General features: G+C 33.0%; 16 protein-coding genes, 8 tRNA genes and 1 riboswitch. Of the genes, 5 read left to right on the top strand and 19 right to left on the bottom strand.

Going from position 1 to position 15,402, the window contains the following annotated elements:
- Positions 1–70 precede the first annotated feature (70 nt).
- Entirely contained in the window at positions 71–433 is a 363-nt protein-coding gene (gene crcB / locus ssp1_RS05160; protein ID WP_075778778.1) for a fluoride efflux transporter CrcB, read from the top strand.
- Positions 433–789, top strand: coding sequence for a fluoride efflux transporter FluC (locus ssp1_RS05155; protein ID WP_232133553.1), 357 nt, complete (start codon positions 433–435; stop codon positions 787–789). The genes crcB and ssp1_RS05155 overlap by 1 nt, the downstream gene beginning before the upstream one ends.
- Positions 790–847: 58 nt before the next feature.
- Here the strand turns inward: ssp1_RS05155 and ssp1_RS05150 are convergent, their stop codons facing one another.
- The 3 genes from ssp1_RS05150 to metK form a co-directional block, all read right to left on the bottom strand.
- Entirely contained in the window at positions 848–1,684 is an 837-nt protein-coding gene (locus ssp1_RS05150) for an aldo/keto reductase (RefSeq protein ID WP_075778777.1), read from the bottom strand.
- Between the two features lie 151 nt (positions 1,685–1,835).
- Entirely contained in the window at positions 1,836–2,744 is a 909-nt protein-coding gene (locus tag ssp1_RS05145) for an NERD domain-containing protein (RefSeq protein WP_002452130.1), read from the bottom strand.
- Between the two features lie 119 nt (positions 2,745–2,863).
- Entirely contained in the window at positions 2,864–4,063 is a 1,200-nt protein-coding gene (metK, locus tag ssp1_RS05140) for a methionine adenosyltransferase (protein WP_049423424.1), read from the bottom strand.
- Between the two features lie 108 nt (positions 4,064–4,171).
- A riboswitch (SAM riboswitch) is annotated at positions 4,172–4,287 on the bottom strand.
- Between the two features lie 153 nt (positions 4,288–4,440).
- On the opposite strand from metK, the gene pckA reads away from it, so the two are divergent.
- Positions 4,441–6,033, top strand: a complete 1,593-nt coding sequence (gene pckA, locus ssp1_RS05135; RefSeq protein WP_075778776.1) for a phosphoenolpyruvate carboxykinase (ATP) — start codon at positions 4,441–4,443, stop codon at positions 6,031–6,033.
- Positions 6,034–6,065: 32 nt separating this feature from the next.
- On the opposite strand, the gene ssp1_RS05130 is transcribed toward pckA, so the two are convergent.
- Together ssp1_RS05130 and ytkD are read right to left on the bottom strand one after the other, a co-directional pair.
- Positions 6,066–6,815, bottom strand: coding sequence for an alpha/beta hydrolase family protein (locus tag ssp1_RS05130; RefSeq protein ID WP_162886127.1), 750 nt, complete (start codon positions 6,813–6,815; stop codon positions 6,066–6,068).
- Between the two features lie 10 nt (positions 6,816–6,825).
- The gene (gene ytkD / locus ssp1_RS05125) at positions 6,826–7,299 is read right to left on the bottom strand and encodes an RNA deprotection pyrophosphohydrolase (protein WP_118828142.1); all 474 of its coding nucleotides are present in this window, start codon (positions 7,297–7,299) and stop codon (positions 6,826–6,828) included.
- Positions 7,300–7,359: 60 nt separating this feature from the next.
- Between ytkD and yidD the strand changes: the two genes are divergently transcribed.
- Positions 7,360–7,599 (top strand): membrane protein insertion efficiency factor YidD, encoded by a 240-nt coding sequence (gene yidD / locus ssp1_RS05120; protein WP_002452125.1) that lies wholly within the window; start codon positions 7,360–7,362, stop codon positions 7,597–7,599.
- Here yidD and menC read toward each other — a convergent pair.
- Positions 7,583–8,596 (bottom strand): o-succinylbenzoate synthase, encoded by a 1,014-nt coding sequence (gene menC, locus ssp1_RS05115; RefSeq protein WP_075778774.1) that lies wholly within the window; start codon positions 8,594–8,596, stop codon positions 7,583–7,585. The genes yidD and menC overlap by 17 nt on opposite strands.
- Positions 8,583–9,995, bottom strand: coding sequence for an o-succinylbenzoate--CoA ligase (gene menE, locus ssp1_RS05110; protein WP_107536247.1), 1,413 nt, complete (start codon positions 9,993–9,995; stop codon positions 8,583–8,585). Before menE ends, menC begins: the two co-directional genes overlap by 14 nt.
- Positions 9,996–10,245: 250 nt before the next feature.
- Between menE and ssp1_RS12155 the strand changes: the two genes are divergently transcribed.
- Positions 10,246–10,314, top strand: a complete 69-nt coding sequence (locus ssp1_RS12155) for an epsilon family phenol-soluble modulin (protein ID WP_100066984.1) — start codon at positions 10,246–10,248, stop codon at positions 10,312–10,314.
- A 633-nt stretch (positions 10,315–10,947) separates the two neighbouring features.
- On the opposite strand, the gene ssp1_RS12115 is transcribed toward ssp1_RS12155, so the two are convergent.
- The 12 genes from ssp1_RS12115 to hemH form a co-directional block, all read right to left on the bottom strand.
- Positions 10,948–11,073 carry a hypothetical protein gene (locus ssp1_RS12115; protein ID WP_259342338.1) on the bottom strand — a complete coding sequence of 42 codons (126 nt, stop codon included), beginning with the start codon at positions 11,071–11,073 and terminating at the stop codon, positions 10,948–10,950.
- A gap of 89 nt (positions 11,074–11,162) precedes the next feature.
- A tRNA-Ser gene (locus ssp1_RS05100) sits at positions 11,163–11,251 on the bottom strand.
- A 52-nt stretch (positions 11,252–11,303) separates the two neighbouring features.
- Positions 11,304–11,375: transfer RNA gene (locus ssp1_RS05095), tRNA-Glu, on the bottom strand.
- Between the two features lies 1 nt (position 11,376).
- A tRNA-Asn gene (locus ssp1_RS05090) sits at positions 11,377–11,451 on the bottom strand.
- A gap of 7 nt (positions 11,452–11,458) precedes the next feature.
- Positions 11,459–11,532: transfer RNA gene (locus ssp1_RS05085), tRNA-Gly, on the bottom strand.
- A gap of 21 nt (positions 11,533–11,553) precedes the next feature.
- A tRNA-His gene (locus tag ssp1_RS05080) sits at positions 11,554–11,629 on the bottom strand.
- 13 nt (positions 11,630–11,642) lie between these two features.
- A tRNA-Phe gene (locus tag ssp1_RS05075) sits at positions 11,643–11,715 on the bottom strand.
- Positions 11,716–11,728: 13 nt separating this feature from the next.
- Positions 11,729–11,804: transfer RNA gene (locus ssp1_RS05070), tRNA-Asp, on the bottom strand.
- A 15-nt stretch (positions 11,805–11,819) separates the two neighbouring features.
- Positions 11,820–11,893, bottom strand: a tRNA-Met gene (locus tag ssp1_RS05065).
- Between the two features lie 440 nt (positions 11,894–12,333).
- On the bottom strand, positions 12,334–12,888 hold the full coding sequence (locus ssp1_RS05060) for an RBBP9/YdeN family alpha/beta hydrolase (RefSeq protein WP_075777911.1): 555 nt from the start codon (positions 12,886–12,888) through the stop codon (positions 12,334–12,336).
- 132 nt (positions 12,889–13,020) lie between these two features.
- Complete coding sequence (gene hemY, locus ssp1_RS05055; RefSeq protein ID WP_162886126.1) at positions 13,021–14,418, bottom strand: protoporphyrinogen oxidase; 1,398 nt, start codon at positions 14,416–14,418, stop codon at positions 13,021–13,023.
- Positions 14,419–14,439: 21 nt separating this feature from the next.
- The gene (gene hemH / locus ssp1_RS05050) at positions 14,440–15,363 is read right to left on the bottom strand and encodes a ferrochelatase (RefSeq protein WP_049425469.1); all 924 of its coding nucleotides are present in this window, start codon (positions 15,361–15,363) and stop codon (positions 14,440–14,442) included.
- Positions 15,364–15,402 lie beyond the last annotated feature (39 nt).

Here is a 15,402-nt window from a genome sequence, read left to right as displayed (position 1 = left end):
TATGAAATCCAATCATTCTAGATATAGAATTATATATTTTGTGACTGACCAAATTGAAGGGATTAAAAAAATGCAATATTTATTTATTTTTATTGGTGGCGCCTTTGGTGCATTAATGAGATATCTGTTTTCTTTCTTTAATCATGGACATGACATACCTATAGGCACATTAAGTGCCAATTTAATAGGTGGCTTTTTTATGGGATTTTTGTCGGCTTTAACTATTAAGTTATTTAACAATAATCCTTTATTAAAAAAAGCTGTCACTACTGGATTCATGGGAGCATTGACTACTTTTTCTACATTTCAATTCGAACTCGTTCAAATGTTTAATCAGCAACAATGGGCGTTATTAATCTTTTATGCTTTGATTAGTTACATCCTATGTATCCTTTTATGTTTATTAGGCAAGAAATTAGGTGAGCAGATATGATAATGACAATGGTATTAGTTATGCTGGGCGGCGGTATTGGTGCGATGAGTCGTGCGTTGATATCAAATTACTTCAATCACTTTAATACCAGATTACCTGTTGGTACTTTGATAGTTAATATTGTTGGATGTATGTTAATTGGTGCCATATCAGGCTTATCACTTCACATCAAATGGATGAATCCATTCTTCATCACAGGTATTTTAGGCGGGTTAACAACATTTTCAACCTTATCTAATGAACTTGTAGGCATGGTATCTCCTCAATTTAAGCCTATACCTTTTATTATTTATACGCTCTTGCAATTTGTTGGTGCCTTTGCAAGTTGCTATTTTGCATATCATTTATTTCAATAACTAATGATATTCATTAAAACCACGTCCCCTGTTCGATTGAGGACGTGGTTTTGTCATATTATTTCCCATTAAATTCTGAAGGGTCTGGCCCAATTCTTTTATTTTGATTTAGGTCATCTAATTTTTTCATTTGGTCATCATTTAATTCAAAATCTAATATATTTAGATTTTCGTCAATACGGTGAGGTGTTACTGATTTAGGAATTGTGACTACTTGATGTTGATAGTTCCATCTAATAATCACTTGTGCTGGCGTTTGCCCAACTTCTTGTGCTACTTGATTAACTACTTCATCATCTAATATTTGCGCGTTCATTAATGGTGACCAAGATTCCATCACAATATTTTGAACATCTAAATATTGTCTCAACTCTTTTTGAGTTAAGTATGGATGGAACTCAACTTGGTTAATTACAGGCTTAATAGATACTTGAGCTAGTAACGCTTCAAAATGATCTACATTAAAGTTACTCACTCCAATATTTTTAACACGCTCTTGTTTATATAAATCTTCCATACCTTGCCATGTATCTATCATTAGGGCTTCATTCGTACCCGGCCAATGCATTAAATACAAATCTAGATAATCTAAATCTAACCTTTTCAAACTATTTTCGTAGGCTTGTTCAACATTTTCTCTACCATAATCTTCTAACCATAATTTTGAGGTAATAAATAAATCCTCACGTTTTAAGCCTGCAGATTCAAGCCCTTCTTTAATACCTTGTCCTACCTTTTCTTCATTACCATATACCTTTGCTGTATCGATACTTCTATATCCATTTTCAATTGCGTATTTAACAGCTTTTGTACAATCATCATTATTTTCAACTCTAAATGTACCTAGACCAACTTTCGGCATCGTATGACCATTATAAAATTTAATATTATCCATACATTCCCACTCCTTAAATACAATTTCAATATTCTATACCCTATGAAAGTAGATAAAACTCAGATTAAACATAAGTCATATAAATTTCAATATCTGTGCTCAAAACTAAAAAAGCTAGTAGAGATAAAATCCCTACTAGCTTCGTTGATATTTAATTAAATGATTCGATTTGTTCCATGATTTGTTGTAAATCATCGACATTATATTGAATACGTCCATGGAATACAAATTTGTTAAAGAATTCATCTAGTTGTTCAGGTCCAACTAATACTTTGACATTACTATTTTGAGCATAATTAGAAATAGTAACATCTCCTTCATTTTTAGGGTTAAAGTAAAGAATAGATGTTGGTGTATACTTAGTATTTAATTTACTTTGTAAGTCACCAGCTACATTCTGTATTTGTTGAATCTCATCTGAATAGTTTATAAATGATAATGATTTTTCGTCACTATTTTGATCAAGTACTAATGTTTGAGGCGTTCCTTTATCTAATTCCAACGTATTAAATACTTGTTCCATTGTTGGTAGCTCAGAAAATTGAGCGCCACTAATACCATTATATACATGACCTTTTAATAATTGAGAATCAATAATATATAATCCAGTACGTGTAAGAACGAGATGACTAATTCTTTCAATCTTATTTAATTCATTTGTCGGTAAGAAAATATTAGCCATGATATGCATATCTTCAGGACGAATACGTTTTTCATTGACTAAACGCTCACGAATACCAATTAATCGCATATCAGTTACATATTCACTATGGTTTTTAGAAAATAGCTTTAATGCATCAATTTCTCTTTCTTTACTATTTACTGTAGCTTCATAATCTTCTTTTTGTTTCGTAACTGTCTTTTTATTCTCAATACGTTCTTTTTCCAAAGCTTCTTCATGAGATGCCTTTATACTTTGTTCTTTTTGTTGGTATTCTTCTTCTGTTTGTTGCTTAATCTTTTTCTTACTATTTAATGCAATTAAAAATAGTACAAAAAAGATAATTGCAATAACTACTGCAACAATTAACCCTATACCAATAGGTGAAGATAAACTCATCACATCAACGCTCCTTTTATATGATCAATACAATTAATTATAAAACATAATCAAGACATTTTCGACATCTTGTCGCAATTTATCTTATTATATTTCAAACATCTCACATGCTATTTTGTTTAAGCCTTGTTAATCGTATCTTTTAAAACGTTGACTTTATCCAATTTTTCCCATGGTAATAATACGTCAGTACGTCCAAAATGACCGTATGCAGCAGTTTGTTTATAAATAGGTTGTTTTAAATCTAACATTTTAATGATACCAGCTGGTCTTAAATCAAAGTTTGCTCTAACTGCTTCTACTAATTCAGACTCAGACACTTTACCTGTCCCGAACGTATCAATAGCTATAGATACTGGTTCAGCTACACCAATAGCATAAGCAAGTTGTACTTCACATTGTTCAGCTAATTCTGCAGCAACAATATTCTTCGCTACATATCTTGCAGCATAAGCGGCAGAACGGTCTACTTTAGTTGGATCCTTACCACTGAAGCAACCACCACCATGGCGTGCATAACCTCCGTACGTATCTACAATAATCTTACGTCCTGTTAATCCAGCATCCCCTTGTGGTCCACCGATTACAAAACGTCCTGTAGGATTAATATAGAATTTCGTCTTATCATCCATTAATGATTCTGGAACAGTTGGATAAATGACATGTTTTTTAATATCGTTTTGAATTTCTTCTAACGATTTATCTTCAGCGTGTTGTGTTGATACAACAATAGTATCAATGCGTTTAGGTTTATCATTTTCATCATATTCTACAGTGACTTGAACCTTACCATCTGGACGTAAATAATCTATAATGTCATCTTTACGTACATCTGATAGACGTTTCGCTAATTGATGAGATAAGAAAATAGGTAACGGCATATAAGTATCTGTTTCGTTTGTAGCATAGCCAAACATTAATCCTTGGTCACCTGCACCAGTTGCTTCAATTTCTTCTTCAGAAATATCATCACGGTATTCTAATGCTGTATCAACACCTTGAGCGATATCTGGTGATTGTTCATCAATTGCAGTTAAAACCGCCATTGTTTGTGAATCATAACCATATTTGGCACGTGTATAACCAATATCTTTAATTGTCTCTCTTACTACTTTTGGAATGTCAACATATGTCGTTGTTGAAATTTCACCTGAAATTAATGCCATTCCGGTTGTCACTGTTGTCTCACAAGCGACACGTGCATTAGGGTCGTCTTTAAGAATTTCGTCTAAGATTGCATCAGATACCTGATCAGCAATTTTATCTGGATGTCCTTCAGTTACTGATTCTGAAGTAAATAATCGTTTATTGTTAGTCATGTTTTGCTCCTTTTAAAATATATTACGATAATTCTCTTTTATATGAGCTAAATAAAAGAGCCTTCTACTACTACCTAGATAGAGTGAAGGCTCTTATACGTCCATTCGCTCTTATCGTTCAGACATTATGTGTCTGCAAACGGTTTGGCACCTTTCTTTTTATATGTAAAAAGAGGTTGCTGGGTTTCATTGGGTCCATGTCCCTCCACCACTCAGGATAAGAGAATCCGTTAAAATTAATACTACCTAATAAGAGAATTAATGTCAATTTATGATTTAAGTTATTTTAGTAATAATTTACGGTGGATTAATTAAATTGATATGTTATACTATTGAAATGTAAAGGCTTACATTATAACTATCTGGAGGGATTAAGTATGTCGATTGATACATACTCTGAAACGTCAAAAATTAAACAATTATTAGAAAAACCATCAACGAAGTTTCAACTATCAACAACTCAACTTTACAATAAGATCTTAGATAATAATGAAGGTGAACTTACTGAATTAGGCGCTATTAACGCAAGCACTGGTAAATATACTGGTCGCTCACCAAAAGATAAGTTTATCGTTACTGAACCTTCATATAGAGATAATGTAGATTGGGGAGACGTCAATCAACCTATCGATGAAGAAACATTCTTAAAACTTTATAATAAAGTATTAGATTACTTAGGTAAAAAAGATGAACTATATGTGTTTAACGGCTACGCAGGTAGTGATAAAGATTCACGTTTAAAATTAACTGTCATTAACGAATTAGCATGGCATAATTTATTTGCACATAATATGTTCATTCGTCCTGAATCTAAAGAAGAAGCAAAATCAATCAAACCTAACTTTACGATTGTATCAGCACCACATTTTAAAGCTGATCCTGAAGTTGATGGTACGAAAACTGAAACGTTTGTCATTGTATCATTTAAGCATAAGGTTATTTTAATCGGTGGCACAGAATACGCTGGTGAAATGAAAAAAGGTATCTTCTCAGTAATGAACTACTTATTACCTATGCAAGATATTATGAGTATGCATTGCTCTGCTAACGTAGGAGAAAAAGGCGATGTCGCATTATTCTTTGGGTTATCAGGTACAGGTAAAACAACGTTATCAGCTGATCCTGAAAGAAAATTAATCGGTGACGATGAACATGGTTGGAATAAAAATGGTGTGTTCAACATTGAAGGTGGTTGCTACGCAAAAGCGATCAATCTTTCAAAAGAAAAAGAACCACAAATTTATGATGCTATTGAATACGGCACTATCCTAGAAAACACAGTCGTTAAAGAAGATGGTACTGTTGATTTCGATGATAATAAATTCACTGAAAATACAAGAGCGGCATACCCTATTCATCATATTGATAATATTGTATTACCTTCAAAAGCAGCACATCCTAATACGATTATCTTTTTAACTGCAGATGCATTTGGTGTGATTCCTCCAATTTCAAAATTAACTAAAGATCAAGCAATGTATCATTTCTTAAGTGGATTCACGTCTAAATTAGCAGGTACTGAACGTGGTGTAACTGAACCAGAACCATCATTCTCTACTTGTTTCGGCGCACCATTCTTACCACTACATCCAACTGTTTATGCAGACCTATTAGGTGAATTAATTGATAAACATGATGTTGATGTGTATTTAGTTAACACTGGATGGACTGGCGGAAAATATGGTGTTGGTAGAAGAATTAGTTTACACTATACGCGTCAAATGGTTAACCAAGCAATCTCAGGTAAATTAAAAGATGCAGAGTTTACAAAAGACTCAACATTTGGTTTAAATATTCCAGTTGAAATCGAAGATGTACCAAAAACTATTTTAAATCCTATTAATGCTTGGAGCGACGCTGAAAAATATAAAGCACAAGCAAATGATCTTATCCAACGATTCGAAGATAACTTCAAAAAATTCGGCCCTGAAGTGGAACATATTTCTGACAAAGGTGCTTTCAATAAATAAAAGTAAAGCGCGGCAGACTTAAATCTGCTGCGCTATTTTTTGTTTGTTTCTATTTGAGTCATCCATTTATGTATATACGTTAAAGTTTCTTGCAAAGCAAATGGTCGAGGTACATGTCCTTCTTCCATTTGATAACATGTATCATAAGGTGCACCAATATCTTTCAATTGTCGTTCTAGATAATAAGCTTGATGAATACCTACCTGTTTATCTTTACCACCATGTACAATTAAAATCGGTGGACTTTGCGGTGTAATATATTGTATCGCTTCTCTAACTTCATATGCTTCATGATCTTTTTTAGGATGTCCTACCATTCTTCTCAGCATCCCTCTTAAATCCACACGCTCTTCATACATTAAATGTATATCAGAAACACCACCCCAAATGATATAACTATCAACTGGTAAATCTTGAAATGTTAGCAAGCCTTGCAACCCACCACGAGAAAATCCAATCATATGTATAAACGCGTTGGGATATTTTGAATGTAATATGCGTATAAGTTCAGTGACATCATTTAAATCTCCTCGATAAAACTCATCTTTACCTTCACTACCATTATTACCTCTATAATAAGGGCCTACAACAAGTGTGTGCTCATTGGAAAATTGCATTAAACGAGCTGCTCGTACCCGACCAACTTGTCCTTTTCCGCCTCTTAAATAAACCACGATTCGATTAACTTTACTATATGGTGTCATCATTAGTGCTTTCACTTTTAGATGATCAACATCATAAGTGATTTCATCAAACTGGTGCGTAGCTATTTCAATCGGCATTCTTTTCATTTTAATAAAGTCCAAGTGAAGTCACCCTTTCAAAACAGTGTAAAATGGCGTCATCTTGTAGCAAAAAACTACGTTCACTATATGGTATGTCTTTAATAGAAGTAAAAAGACAAGGGCCATCTGTTTCTAAATAGTCAGTTCGATTGGCTAAAGATGAAACTTGAATAAAATAAACATCTTTGACGAGCCTAGTGGCATCGTTAGTTTTCACAGTATATTGAGCAATATACTGCATTTCTTCTACATATGCGCCGGTTTCTTCATATAATTCTCGTTGGATAGCATCAATACTTGATTCTCCATGTTCTCTTTTGCCGCCAGGAAATTCAATACCTCTATTTTTATGTCGAGTAAATAATAACTTCCCTTGGTATACTGGTATTGCAAGAACGTGATTACCTGTTGGATTATCTGTATTCGCTTTATATGTTAACTGCACTTCTCTTTGGTCTTTATCTAAAAACTTCAAGTACATCACATTCCTTTATAATATGTTAAAATAACTGTATTCAAAATTCTGGTTGGAGGCTTTTTTATGAAAAAAATATTTCTAGCCTTGATACATTTTTATCAACGCTATATATCTCCATTAACACCACCTACTTGTCGCTTTTATCCTACATGTTCAGAATATACGCGTGAAGCGATTCAATATCATGGTGCTTTCAAAGGATTATATTTAGGCATTCGACGCATACTCAAATGCCATCCACTACATAAAGGTGGCTATGACCCAGTACCGCTTGCTAAAAATAAGTCTAAACATCACCATTAATACATTCTAATTTACTTCTATCAACTACTGGGGGGATGAATGCAATCATTCCCTCTTTTAAAATACCTTCATTTTCCACAAAATCATTTTCAAAATAATAGCCTGCTGGCGTCACATCTCCAGGATAATCACCATATTGAGATAACATCGCAGTAAAATATCGACTCAATCCATATTCGTACATACCACCTACAACAATATTAATACCCCTATTTTTTAGATAATCAATGGTTTCGATAACACGGTCAATGCCACCTAATCTAAACGGCTTGAGTACGACCGTATCAATTGGATAATGCGAAACAATAAACTGAATATCATCAATTGATGTAGCTTTTTCATCAATAGCAATAGGTAATTGAGGTTCATCATCAAACTGTTTTAAGGTATTAATATTAGCAAATGGTTCTTCTATATATAATATGTTCTGCTTAGTATTTTTATTTATTTCTTGGTATTGATTGATATCGAGTGACTCATTTGCATCGATGACAATATCAAATGGAAATTCTAATGACTTTAATTTATTAATATCAGAAATTAATTGATTTGAATATTTCACTTTTATACGTTTAGGTTGTGTTTGCTTTAACGTCGCAAATTGGGCATCACTCCATCCACTCACGGTAGCACCATATTCAACCTTAAATGCTTTAAGTTTATAATACATTTGATATAACGCCATGACAACTGTACTGCGGGCTGCCGGACAATGATTTAATGTATTCAATAATGCCTGCCATTCTTCAAACGAATGTACATCTTTATTTTTAATTGATACAAACCACTGTTCAATCTGTTGTTTAACCGATGATATGGTTTCCTTATCATACCATGGTGTTTTAAAGGCATTGCACTCACCAAAATACGTATCACCTGTATCAGTAATCAGTTCGATAACTAAACATTCTCTTTTGTCTAACGACACTTTAGGTGTCACAATAGGTGATTTAAATGCCTGACTATATAAATAAAACTTCAACTCATTTATCTTCATTTTTTGATTCCTTTGACATCACTTTATTTCTTTGTAGTTTACCTGTTGATGTATATGGTAATTCATTTACTTCATAAAAGGCTTTAGGTATTTTATATTTAGCTAAATGTGTGGAGAAATGTTGCTGTAAATCATTTTTATCAACATAGTCTTGGGCGATATAATATAGTACCGGTACTTGACCCCATGTGTCGTCATTTTGACCGATACATACGGCGTCTTCAATTTCAGGAAAATATTTAGCTACAGATTCAATTTGATATGGATAGATATTTTCTCCACCACTAATGATTAAGTCTTTACGACGATCATAAATCATAACGAAGCCATCATCGTCAATTTCAGCAATATCACCTGTTTTAAAAAAGCCATCTTCAAAGGTATCTGTTAAATTAGAAGGATATAAATAACCATTCATTACATTTTCCCCTTTTATAAGTAATTCACCGTGACCATTTTGATCAGCATCTTTAATTTTAACTTTGACATTATCACTCGGTTTTCCAACTGTATCATATCGTTGAGCCAACATATCTGGTGTCGCAGTTAAAAATTGTGAACATGTTTCAGTCATTCCAAACGAATTATAAATAGGCAAGCGATACTTTAAAGCTTGTTGAATTAAATTAGAAGAAAGCTTTGCGCCACCTAACAGTATCTTTTCTAATTGATAAGGCTTTTCTAAACCGGCATCCATTAACCATTTTAATGTTTGTGGTACAAGAGACACATGAGTAATATCTTCATTTTTAATTATATCAAGCATATCTTCTGTATTATATTTCTCTAATAGTCTGACAGTAAATCCTTCCATCACACTACGTAATATCACACTCAAACCAGATATATGATAAATCGGGAGTACAGATAACCATTTAGATTGTTGACTATAACCTAAGCTCCTTTTACATCCTTCTGCACTTGCTAGATGATTCTTAAACGTTTGAGGCACAGCCTTTTGTGGACCTGTCGTACCCGACGTAAACATGATTGATGCGATATTTTCTAATTTAAAAATATTCATTTGATCTTCTATTTGATTTAAAAGCTGAATTTCCTCAATATTGTATATATTAAAACCTTCTAATTCTAAAGATGTCATTGTGATAATTGTATTAACATCGATTGAATTCATTTGAGCAATCATTTCATTAGTCGTTAATCGAGTATTAATCATCGCAATTTCAATATTAGCAAGCCAACATGCATGTATTAATATCAATGATTCAATTCGATTGTTAATATGTAAACCAATTCTTGACTGAGCTAATTGTATTAAATGTTGTGAAAGTACATGCGCTTCATCATATAAAGCTTTGAATGTAAGCGAGCGTTGTCCATCAGTCACAGCTATTTTGTTTTTATTCTTGATAGATTGTTCCTTTAACCAAAAGTCCACGAGTCATTCCTCCATTTATGATTACATATTTAATTATAACGATTTTAATAGCATCTATCAGTGTTCAAATCTTAAATTTCTAATAAAGTATGTAGAAACAAATGTATATCTACACCTTCGCATTCAAGAATGTCCTTTTAAATGATAAAAACTACATCTTGGGAAAAACGTATATAAAATAAGAAAAAAACACCAAAAAAGATTAAAAAAGATTTATATTAAAGATACAAATTATAGGAGGTGAATCACAATGCAATTTATCACAGATCTTATCAAAAAAGCAGTAGATTTCTTCAAAGGTTTATTTGGTAACAAATAATCTGTATCATGATCATCCTGGAACTCAAGTTCCATAATCCTATGGCCCTAAAGCATACCTTATCGTATCGCTTTAGGGTTTTTCTTATATGTTTGATATGTTTGATATGTTATATATGTATAAAGTTTGAATGAAGAAAATTATATATTATAAATATTATCGTTTTTAAGATACTTAGATATGCTTTCAACTAAAACGTTTGGAATTATTAATAGCCATAAAATCATTGCAATGTTTTCAAAATCAATTGTAAAATTTCTGATAACCTTAACCCCTTCTATTTTTATAATCCCAAATCTGGTGATTACTAGCACATATTATATTGTTAAACAGTGTCTCATAATCATATTGACTTATTCTTATAACTTTCATTTGATTTTATCCATAAAAAATAGAGATTGAAGTAGTAATACTTCAATCTCTATAATATAATTTTTTGTTTAATTGTAAAAATTCTCATGATGTATCATTTTAAATTTAAAAAGCAGGATAAGTATAAAACTCAATCCTGCAAAATACTATGATATTCAATTATCGCCTAGCCTCATAGTTGGCTGGCTACTGTGTTCAATGTATTTCGTTTTAATAGTCCACGCACTGTCGTTGACTTATGTATATTATAACATTTTTATTTTATTTCTCAATATATAATTCTAATGTTTTTATTTCTTTTTTAACGTTGTGTGGTTGTCTTTCTTTATGGTCTTCAATTTTTGATTCGGCAACTTTACTCACTTTTATTAGAATTGAGACTTTCATTTAAATTCTTTTATCCTCAAATTAATCCCTAATTTAAAAGAAAACAAAAATAAGCCTAGAATGGATTAAAACCATTCTAGGCACTTTTACGGAGAGTGAGGGATTCGAACCCTCGAGACGCTTGTGGCGCCTACACACTTTCCAGGCGTGCTCCTTCGGCCAACTCGGACAACTCTCCTTCATAATATGATAAATAAAAAAACAGAAGCGATATTTCACTTCTGTTTGTATGACTCCTACGGGACTCGAACCCGTGTTACCGCCGTGAAAGGGCGGTGTCTTAACCGCTTGACCAAGGAGCCATGGCTCCACAGGTAGGACTCGAACCTACGACCGATCGGTTAACAGCCGATAGCTCTACCACTGAGCTACTGTGGAATAATAATGGAGCGGGTGATGGGAATCGAACCCACAACATCAGCTTGGAAGGCTGAGGTTTTGCCATTAAACTACACCCGCATGTGAAATGTAATACGATTATGGGGCGGTTGAAGGGAATCGAACCCTCGAATGTCGGAACCACAATCCGATGCGTTAACCACTTCGCCACAACCGCCAAAAATGACGAATGGTTCAGGACAGAGTCGAACTGCCGACACATGGAGCTTCAATCCATTGCTCTACCAACTGAGCTACTGAACCATAATATTAATAATGGCGGTCTCGACGGGAATCGAACCCGCGATCTCCTGCGTGACAGGCAGGCGTGTTAACCGCTACACTACGAGACCTATTAAAACTATGTATTGCGGGAGGCGGATTTGAACCACCGACCTTCGGGTTATGAGCCCGACGAGCTACCGAACTGCTCCATCCCGCGATAATATTATTTTTGACTACTTGATTATTGTACCATCATTAGCTTAATAAAGTCAACACTTTATTTAAACTAAATTTACATTGTTTGAATTAATAAAACAATCGATACGTTCAAGTCGCTTTAATACGCTCTCGCTTAACACTTTATTAGTATATTAAGTTTGTTACTATTAGTCAATATTAATTCCAAATTAAAATGTGTAAAAATTACTACTTGATTTCATTTTATAACAAAAGTGTCTAAATGGCCTTCTATTATATTAACTTTCATCCAAAATTGATACCTTTTCTATAAAATAATCATCTTCTATTATTCATGTTTTCTGTTTTTTGTCCCTTACTGCTACTAAATGGATCACAATATCAAATGACTAACGCCATACTTATCTATTCTAAATAAGTACGGCGCATTTTTTAAATTATATTATTAATTTCCCTACCCTATTGCGTCATAAATCCTTGCATACGATTTTGTAGTGATGTGAATGTAGTAAAACCATCCTCTTCCATAAAATGGCCACCATCTTCAACAACTCGCATACGTCCATCTAAGGTATCCATGAGTCGTTTCGTTTCTTTATATGAAACATGTGTATCATTTTTAGAACTCAAACCATAAAAATGATCTACTTTACTTTTAACTCGTTCATAATTAATCGTTACTCCATGTAAATCAATATTTTCATCTATGTCTACTGCATCATCTTTAAAACCAGCAATACTGAATAGCCCTTCAACATTTTGTTCTAATGTATCTATAAATTTCAAAGTCGCTATCGTTCCAAATCCATGTGTTACAAAATATGTATCTTTCTTTCTTACATTTAATTGTTGTTGCATTTGCTTAACCCACATATCAATTTTAGCAGGAGTATTAGCTTCTAAATTAAAAAGAGAGACTTTATATCCTTCTAACGTTAAATTGTGACCTAACCATTCATACCAATGATTATGTGCATTTCCTACACTTGAATGAACAATGATGACATCTGTCATTTTTTATCAACCTCACTTCTAGATTAAGTAGCAGTCTTTATCATGAACGTATTTATCTTTATTCTATATCAAAAGCACTTTAAAAAGACATTATTATCCTTTTAAAGTGCTTTAATTAAATTATAAAACGTATTAACGTAATTCCTCTAGCATTTCATCAACCGCATTATGACCTTGTTGGATACAATCAGGTAGGCCAACCGCTTCAAATGGTGCCCCTGTAATTTTTAATCGCGGATAAGTTCGTTTAATATGTTCTTGAATTTTTCTAATTTGTTTAATGTGGCCTACATGGTATTGAGGCATACTTTTCGGTAATCGATTGACTATTGTGAATTCAGGATCACCTTTAAATGTCATCATTTGTTTTAAATCACGACGTACTATAGAAACAATTTCTTCATCTGTGTGATCATCCACAACAGTATCACCTGGTTTACCAACATAAGCTCTTATTAAAACTTTGCCTTCTGGTGTTGTAAATGGCCATTTTTTAGATGTCCATGTACATGCCGTAATATCTGTATTACTTGTTCTAGCAATAACAAAACCAGTACCATCATAAGTATTTTCAATATCTTTTTCATCAAATGCTAGGACAACTGTTGCAACTGTTGTTGAATCCATCGTATTGAAATAATCAAATGCTGGATCATGATTGAACCATTGCATAAACACTTGTTGAGGTGTAGTGACTAATACACCGTCATAAACTTCATTTTTACCATCAACAACCACTTGATAGTCTCTTTGAGATACAATAATATCTTCAACTTTGGTGTTATATTGAATGTCTACACCTTGATTTTTAACAGCTTTTTCAAGTGCTTCGATAAATGAGCTTAAACCATGCTTGAACTGTTTAAATTGTCCTTTCGGCGCACCTGGATATAATTGACGTTGTTTAATACGTTGTTCTTTTTCATCTTTCATACCTTTAATTAAGCTACCAAAGGCTTCTTCTTTTTCTTTAAAGTTAGGAAATGTACTCATTAAACTTAAGTCATCTATATTTGTACCATAGATACCACCCATCAGTGGTTCAATTAAATTTTCAAGTACTTCATCACCTAAACGCTGTCTAAAGAAATCACCTACTGAAATGTCATCTTCTATTTCGATAGGCTTTTTAAATAAATCTAATCCAGCTCTAAGTTTACCTAATGGTGAAATTAATTTAGTTTTGATAAAAGGTTTAATATCCGTTGGTATTCCCATAATAGAACCACCAGGTATCGGATATAATTTATTTTTAGCATAAATGTATGATTGACCTGTCGTATTGGTAATTAAATCATTACCTAATCCAATTTCATTAGCTATATCAGTCATAATCGTTTTTCTACCTAAATAAGACTCTGGGCCTAATTCAATCGTATAGCCATCTTTACGATATGTTTGGATTTTTCCACCTGGTCGATTGGTTGCCTCATAAATGGTTACATTTAAATGAGGATTTTGTTTTTTCATATAGTAAGCACTTGTTAAGCCGGTTATACCTGCACCGATGATTGCTACATTCTTACTCAAAATCATTCACGCTTCCTTCTATTAAAATACTGATTTAATTTCGTCTACAATTGCTCCGATAAATAATGGATGTGTATTAGGCATTTCTGGACGATAATAATTTGCACCGATGTCGTCACAAACAACTTTACATTCATAGTCATTATCATATAAAACTTCTAAATGTTCGCATACAAATCCAACTGGTGTATAGATAAAGTTTTTATAACCATGGGCTTCATATAAATCTCTAGTTAAATCTTGTACATCAGGCCCTAACCAAGGTGTACCAGTATTACCTTCTGATTGCCAACCTTCAGCAACATGGATAATATTTGATTTAACTTTTAATTGTTCTGCTGTGTCATGTAGCTCTTTAGGATATGGATCATTGTTTCTTTCAATTAATCCTTTAGGTAGACTGTGTGCTGATACAACTAATACAGTATCGTCATGTTCTTCAGATGGAATCTGTTTTAAAGTATCATCAATTTGATTAGTCCAAAATTCTAAGAATTTCGGTTGGTGATAATAATGTTTAACATGATGTAATTGAATACCATATTTTTCAGCTTCTTGATCGGCACGTTCATCATAAGAGCCCACTGAAAAGCTTGAATAATGTGGTGCTAAAACTACAGTTACTGCTTCAGTTATACCATCGTTATTCATAGACTCAACTGCTTCTTCTATATATGGAGAAATATGTTTTAAACCTAAATATAACTTAAATTCAACATCATCATATGCGCTATTTAAGGCATCTCTTAATGCTTCTGCCTGTCTGTCTGTTGTACCTGCTAATGGTGATAAGCCACCTATAAATTCATAGCGGTTTTTTAAATCTTGTAGTTCTTCATCTGTTGGTTTTTTACCGTGTCTGATATCAGTATAATAAGGTTCAATGTCACTTTCTTTGTAAGGTGTGCCATAAGCCATTACTAATAATCCTATTGTTTTACTCATTTATAAAACCACCCTTTAATCTAATCATATTACTTACGT

This window comes from Staphylococcus sp. M0911 (genome assembly GCF_003491325.1).
Taxonomy (GTDB): domain Bacteria; phylum Bacillota; class Bacilli; order Staphylococcales; family Staphylococcaceae; genus Staphylococcus; species Staphylococcus warneri_A.
The sequence above is the reverse complement of the archived record's forward strand: the minus strand, read 5'-3'. Positions and strand labels throughout refer to the sequence as shown.

Excerpts from the sequence above, each read along its gene's own strand:
- crcB (WP_075778778.1), top strand. The coding sequence starts at position 71 with ATGCAATATTTATTTATTTTTATTGGTGGCGCCTTTGGTGCATTAATG.
- ssp1_RS05150 (WP_075778777.1), bottom strand. The coding sequence starts at position 1,684 with ATGGATAATATTAAATTTTATAATGGTCATACGATGCCGAAAGTTGGT.
- ssp1_RS05145 (WP_002452130.1), bottom strand. The coding sequence starts at position 2,744 with ATGAGTTTATCTTCACCTATTGGTATAGGGTTAATTGTTGCAGTAGTT.
- metK (WP_049423424.1), bottom strand. The coding sequence starts at position 4,063 with ATGACTAACAATAAACGATTATTTACTTCAGAATCAGTAACTGAAGGA.
- pckA (WP_075778776.1), top strand. The coding sequence starts at position 4,441 with ATGTCGATTGATACATACTCTGAAACGTCAAAAATTAAACAATTATTA.
- ssp1_RS05130 (WP_162886127.1), bottom strand. The coding sequence starts at position 6,815 with ATGCCGATTGAAATAGCTACGCACCAGTTTGATGAAATCACTTATGAT.
- ytkD (WP_118828142.1), bottom strand. The coding sequence starts at position 7,299 with ATGTACTTGAAGTTTTTAGATAAAGACCAAAGAGAAGTGCAGTTAACA.
- yidD (WP_002452125.1), top strand. The coding sequence starts at position 7,360 with ATGAAAAAAATATTTCTAGCCTTGATACATTTTTATCAACGCTATATA.
- menC (WP_075778774.1), bottom strand. The coding sequence starts at position 8,596 with ATGAAGATAAATGAGTTGAAGTTTTATTTATATAGTCAGGCATTTAAA.
- ssp1_RS12115 (WP_259342338.1), bottom strand. The coding sequence starts at position 11,073 with ATGAAAGTCTCAATTCTAATAAAAGTGAGTAAAGTTGCCGAATCAAAA.
- ssp1_RS05060 (WP_075777911.1), bottom strand. The coding sequence starts at position 12,888 with ATGACAGATGTCATCATTGTTCATTCAAGTGTAGGAAATGCACATAAT.
- hemH (WP_049425469.1), bottom strand. The coding sequence starts at position 15,363 with ATGAGTAAAACAATAGGATTATTAGTAATGGCTTATGGCACACCTTAC.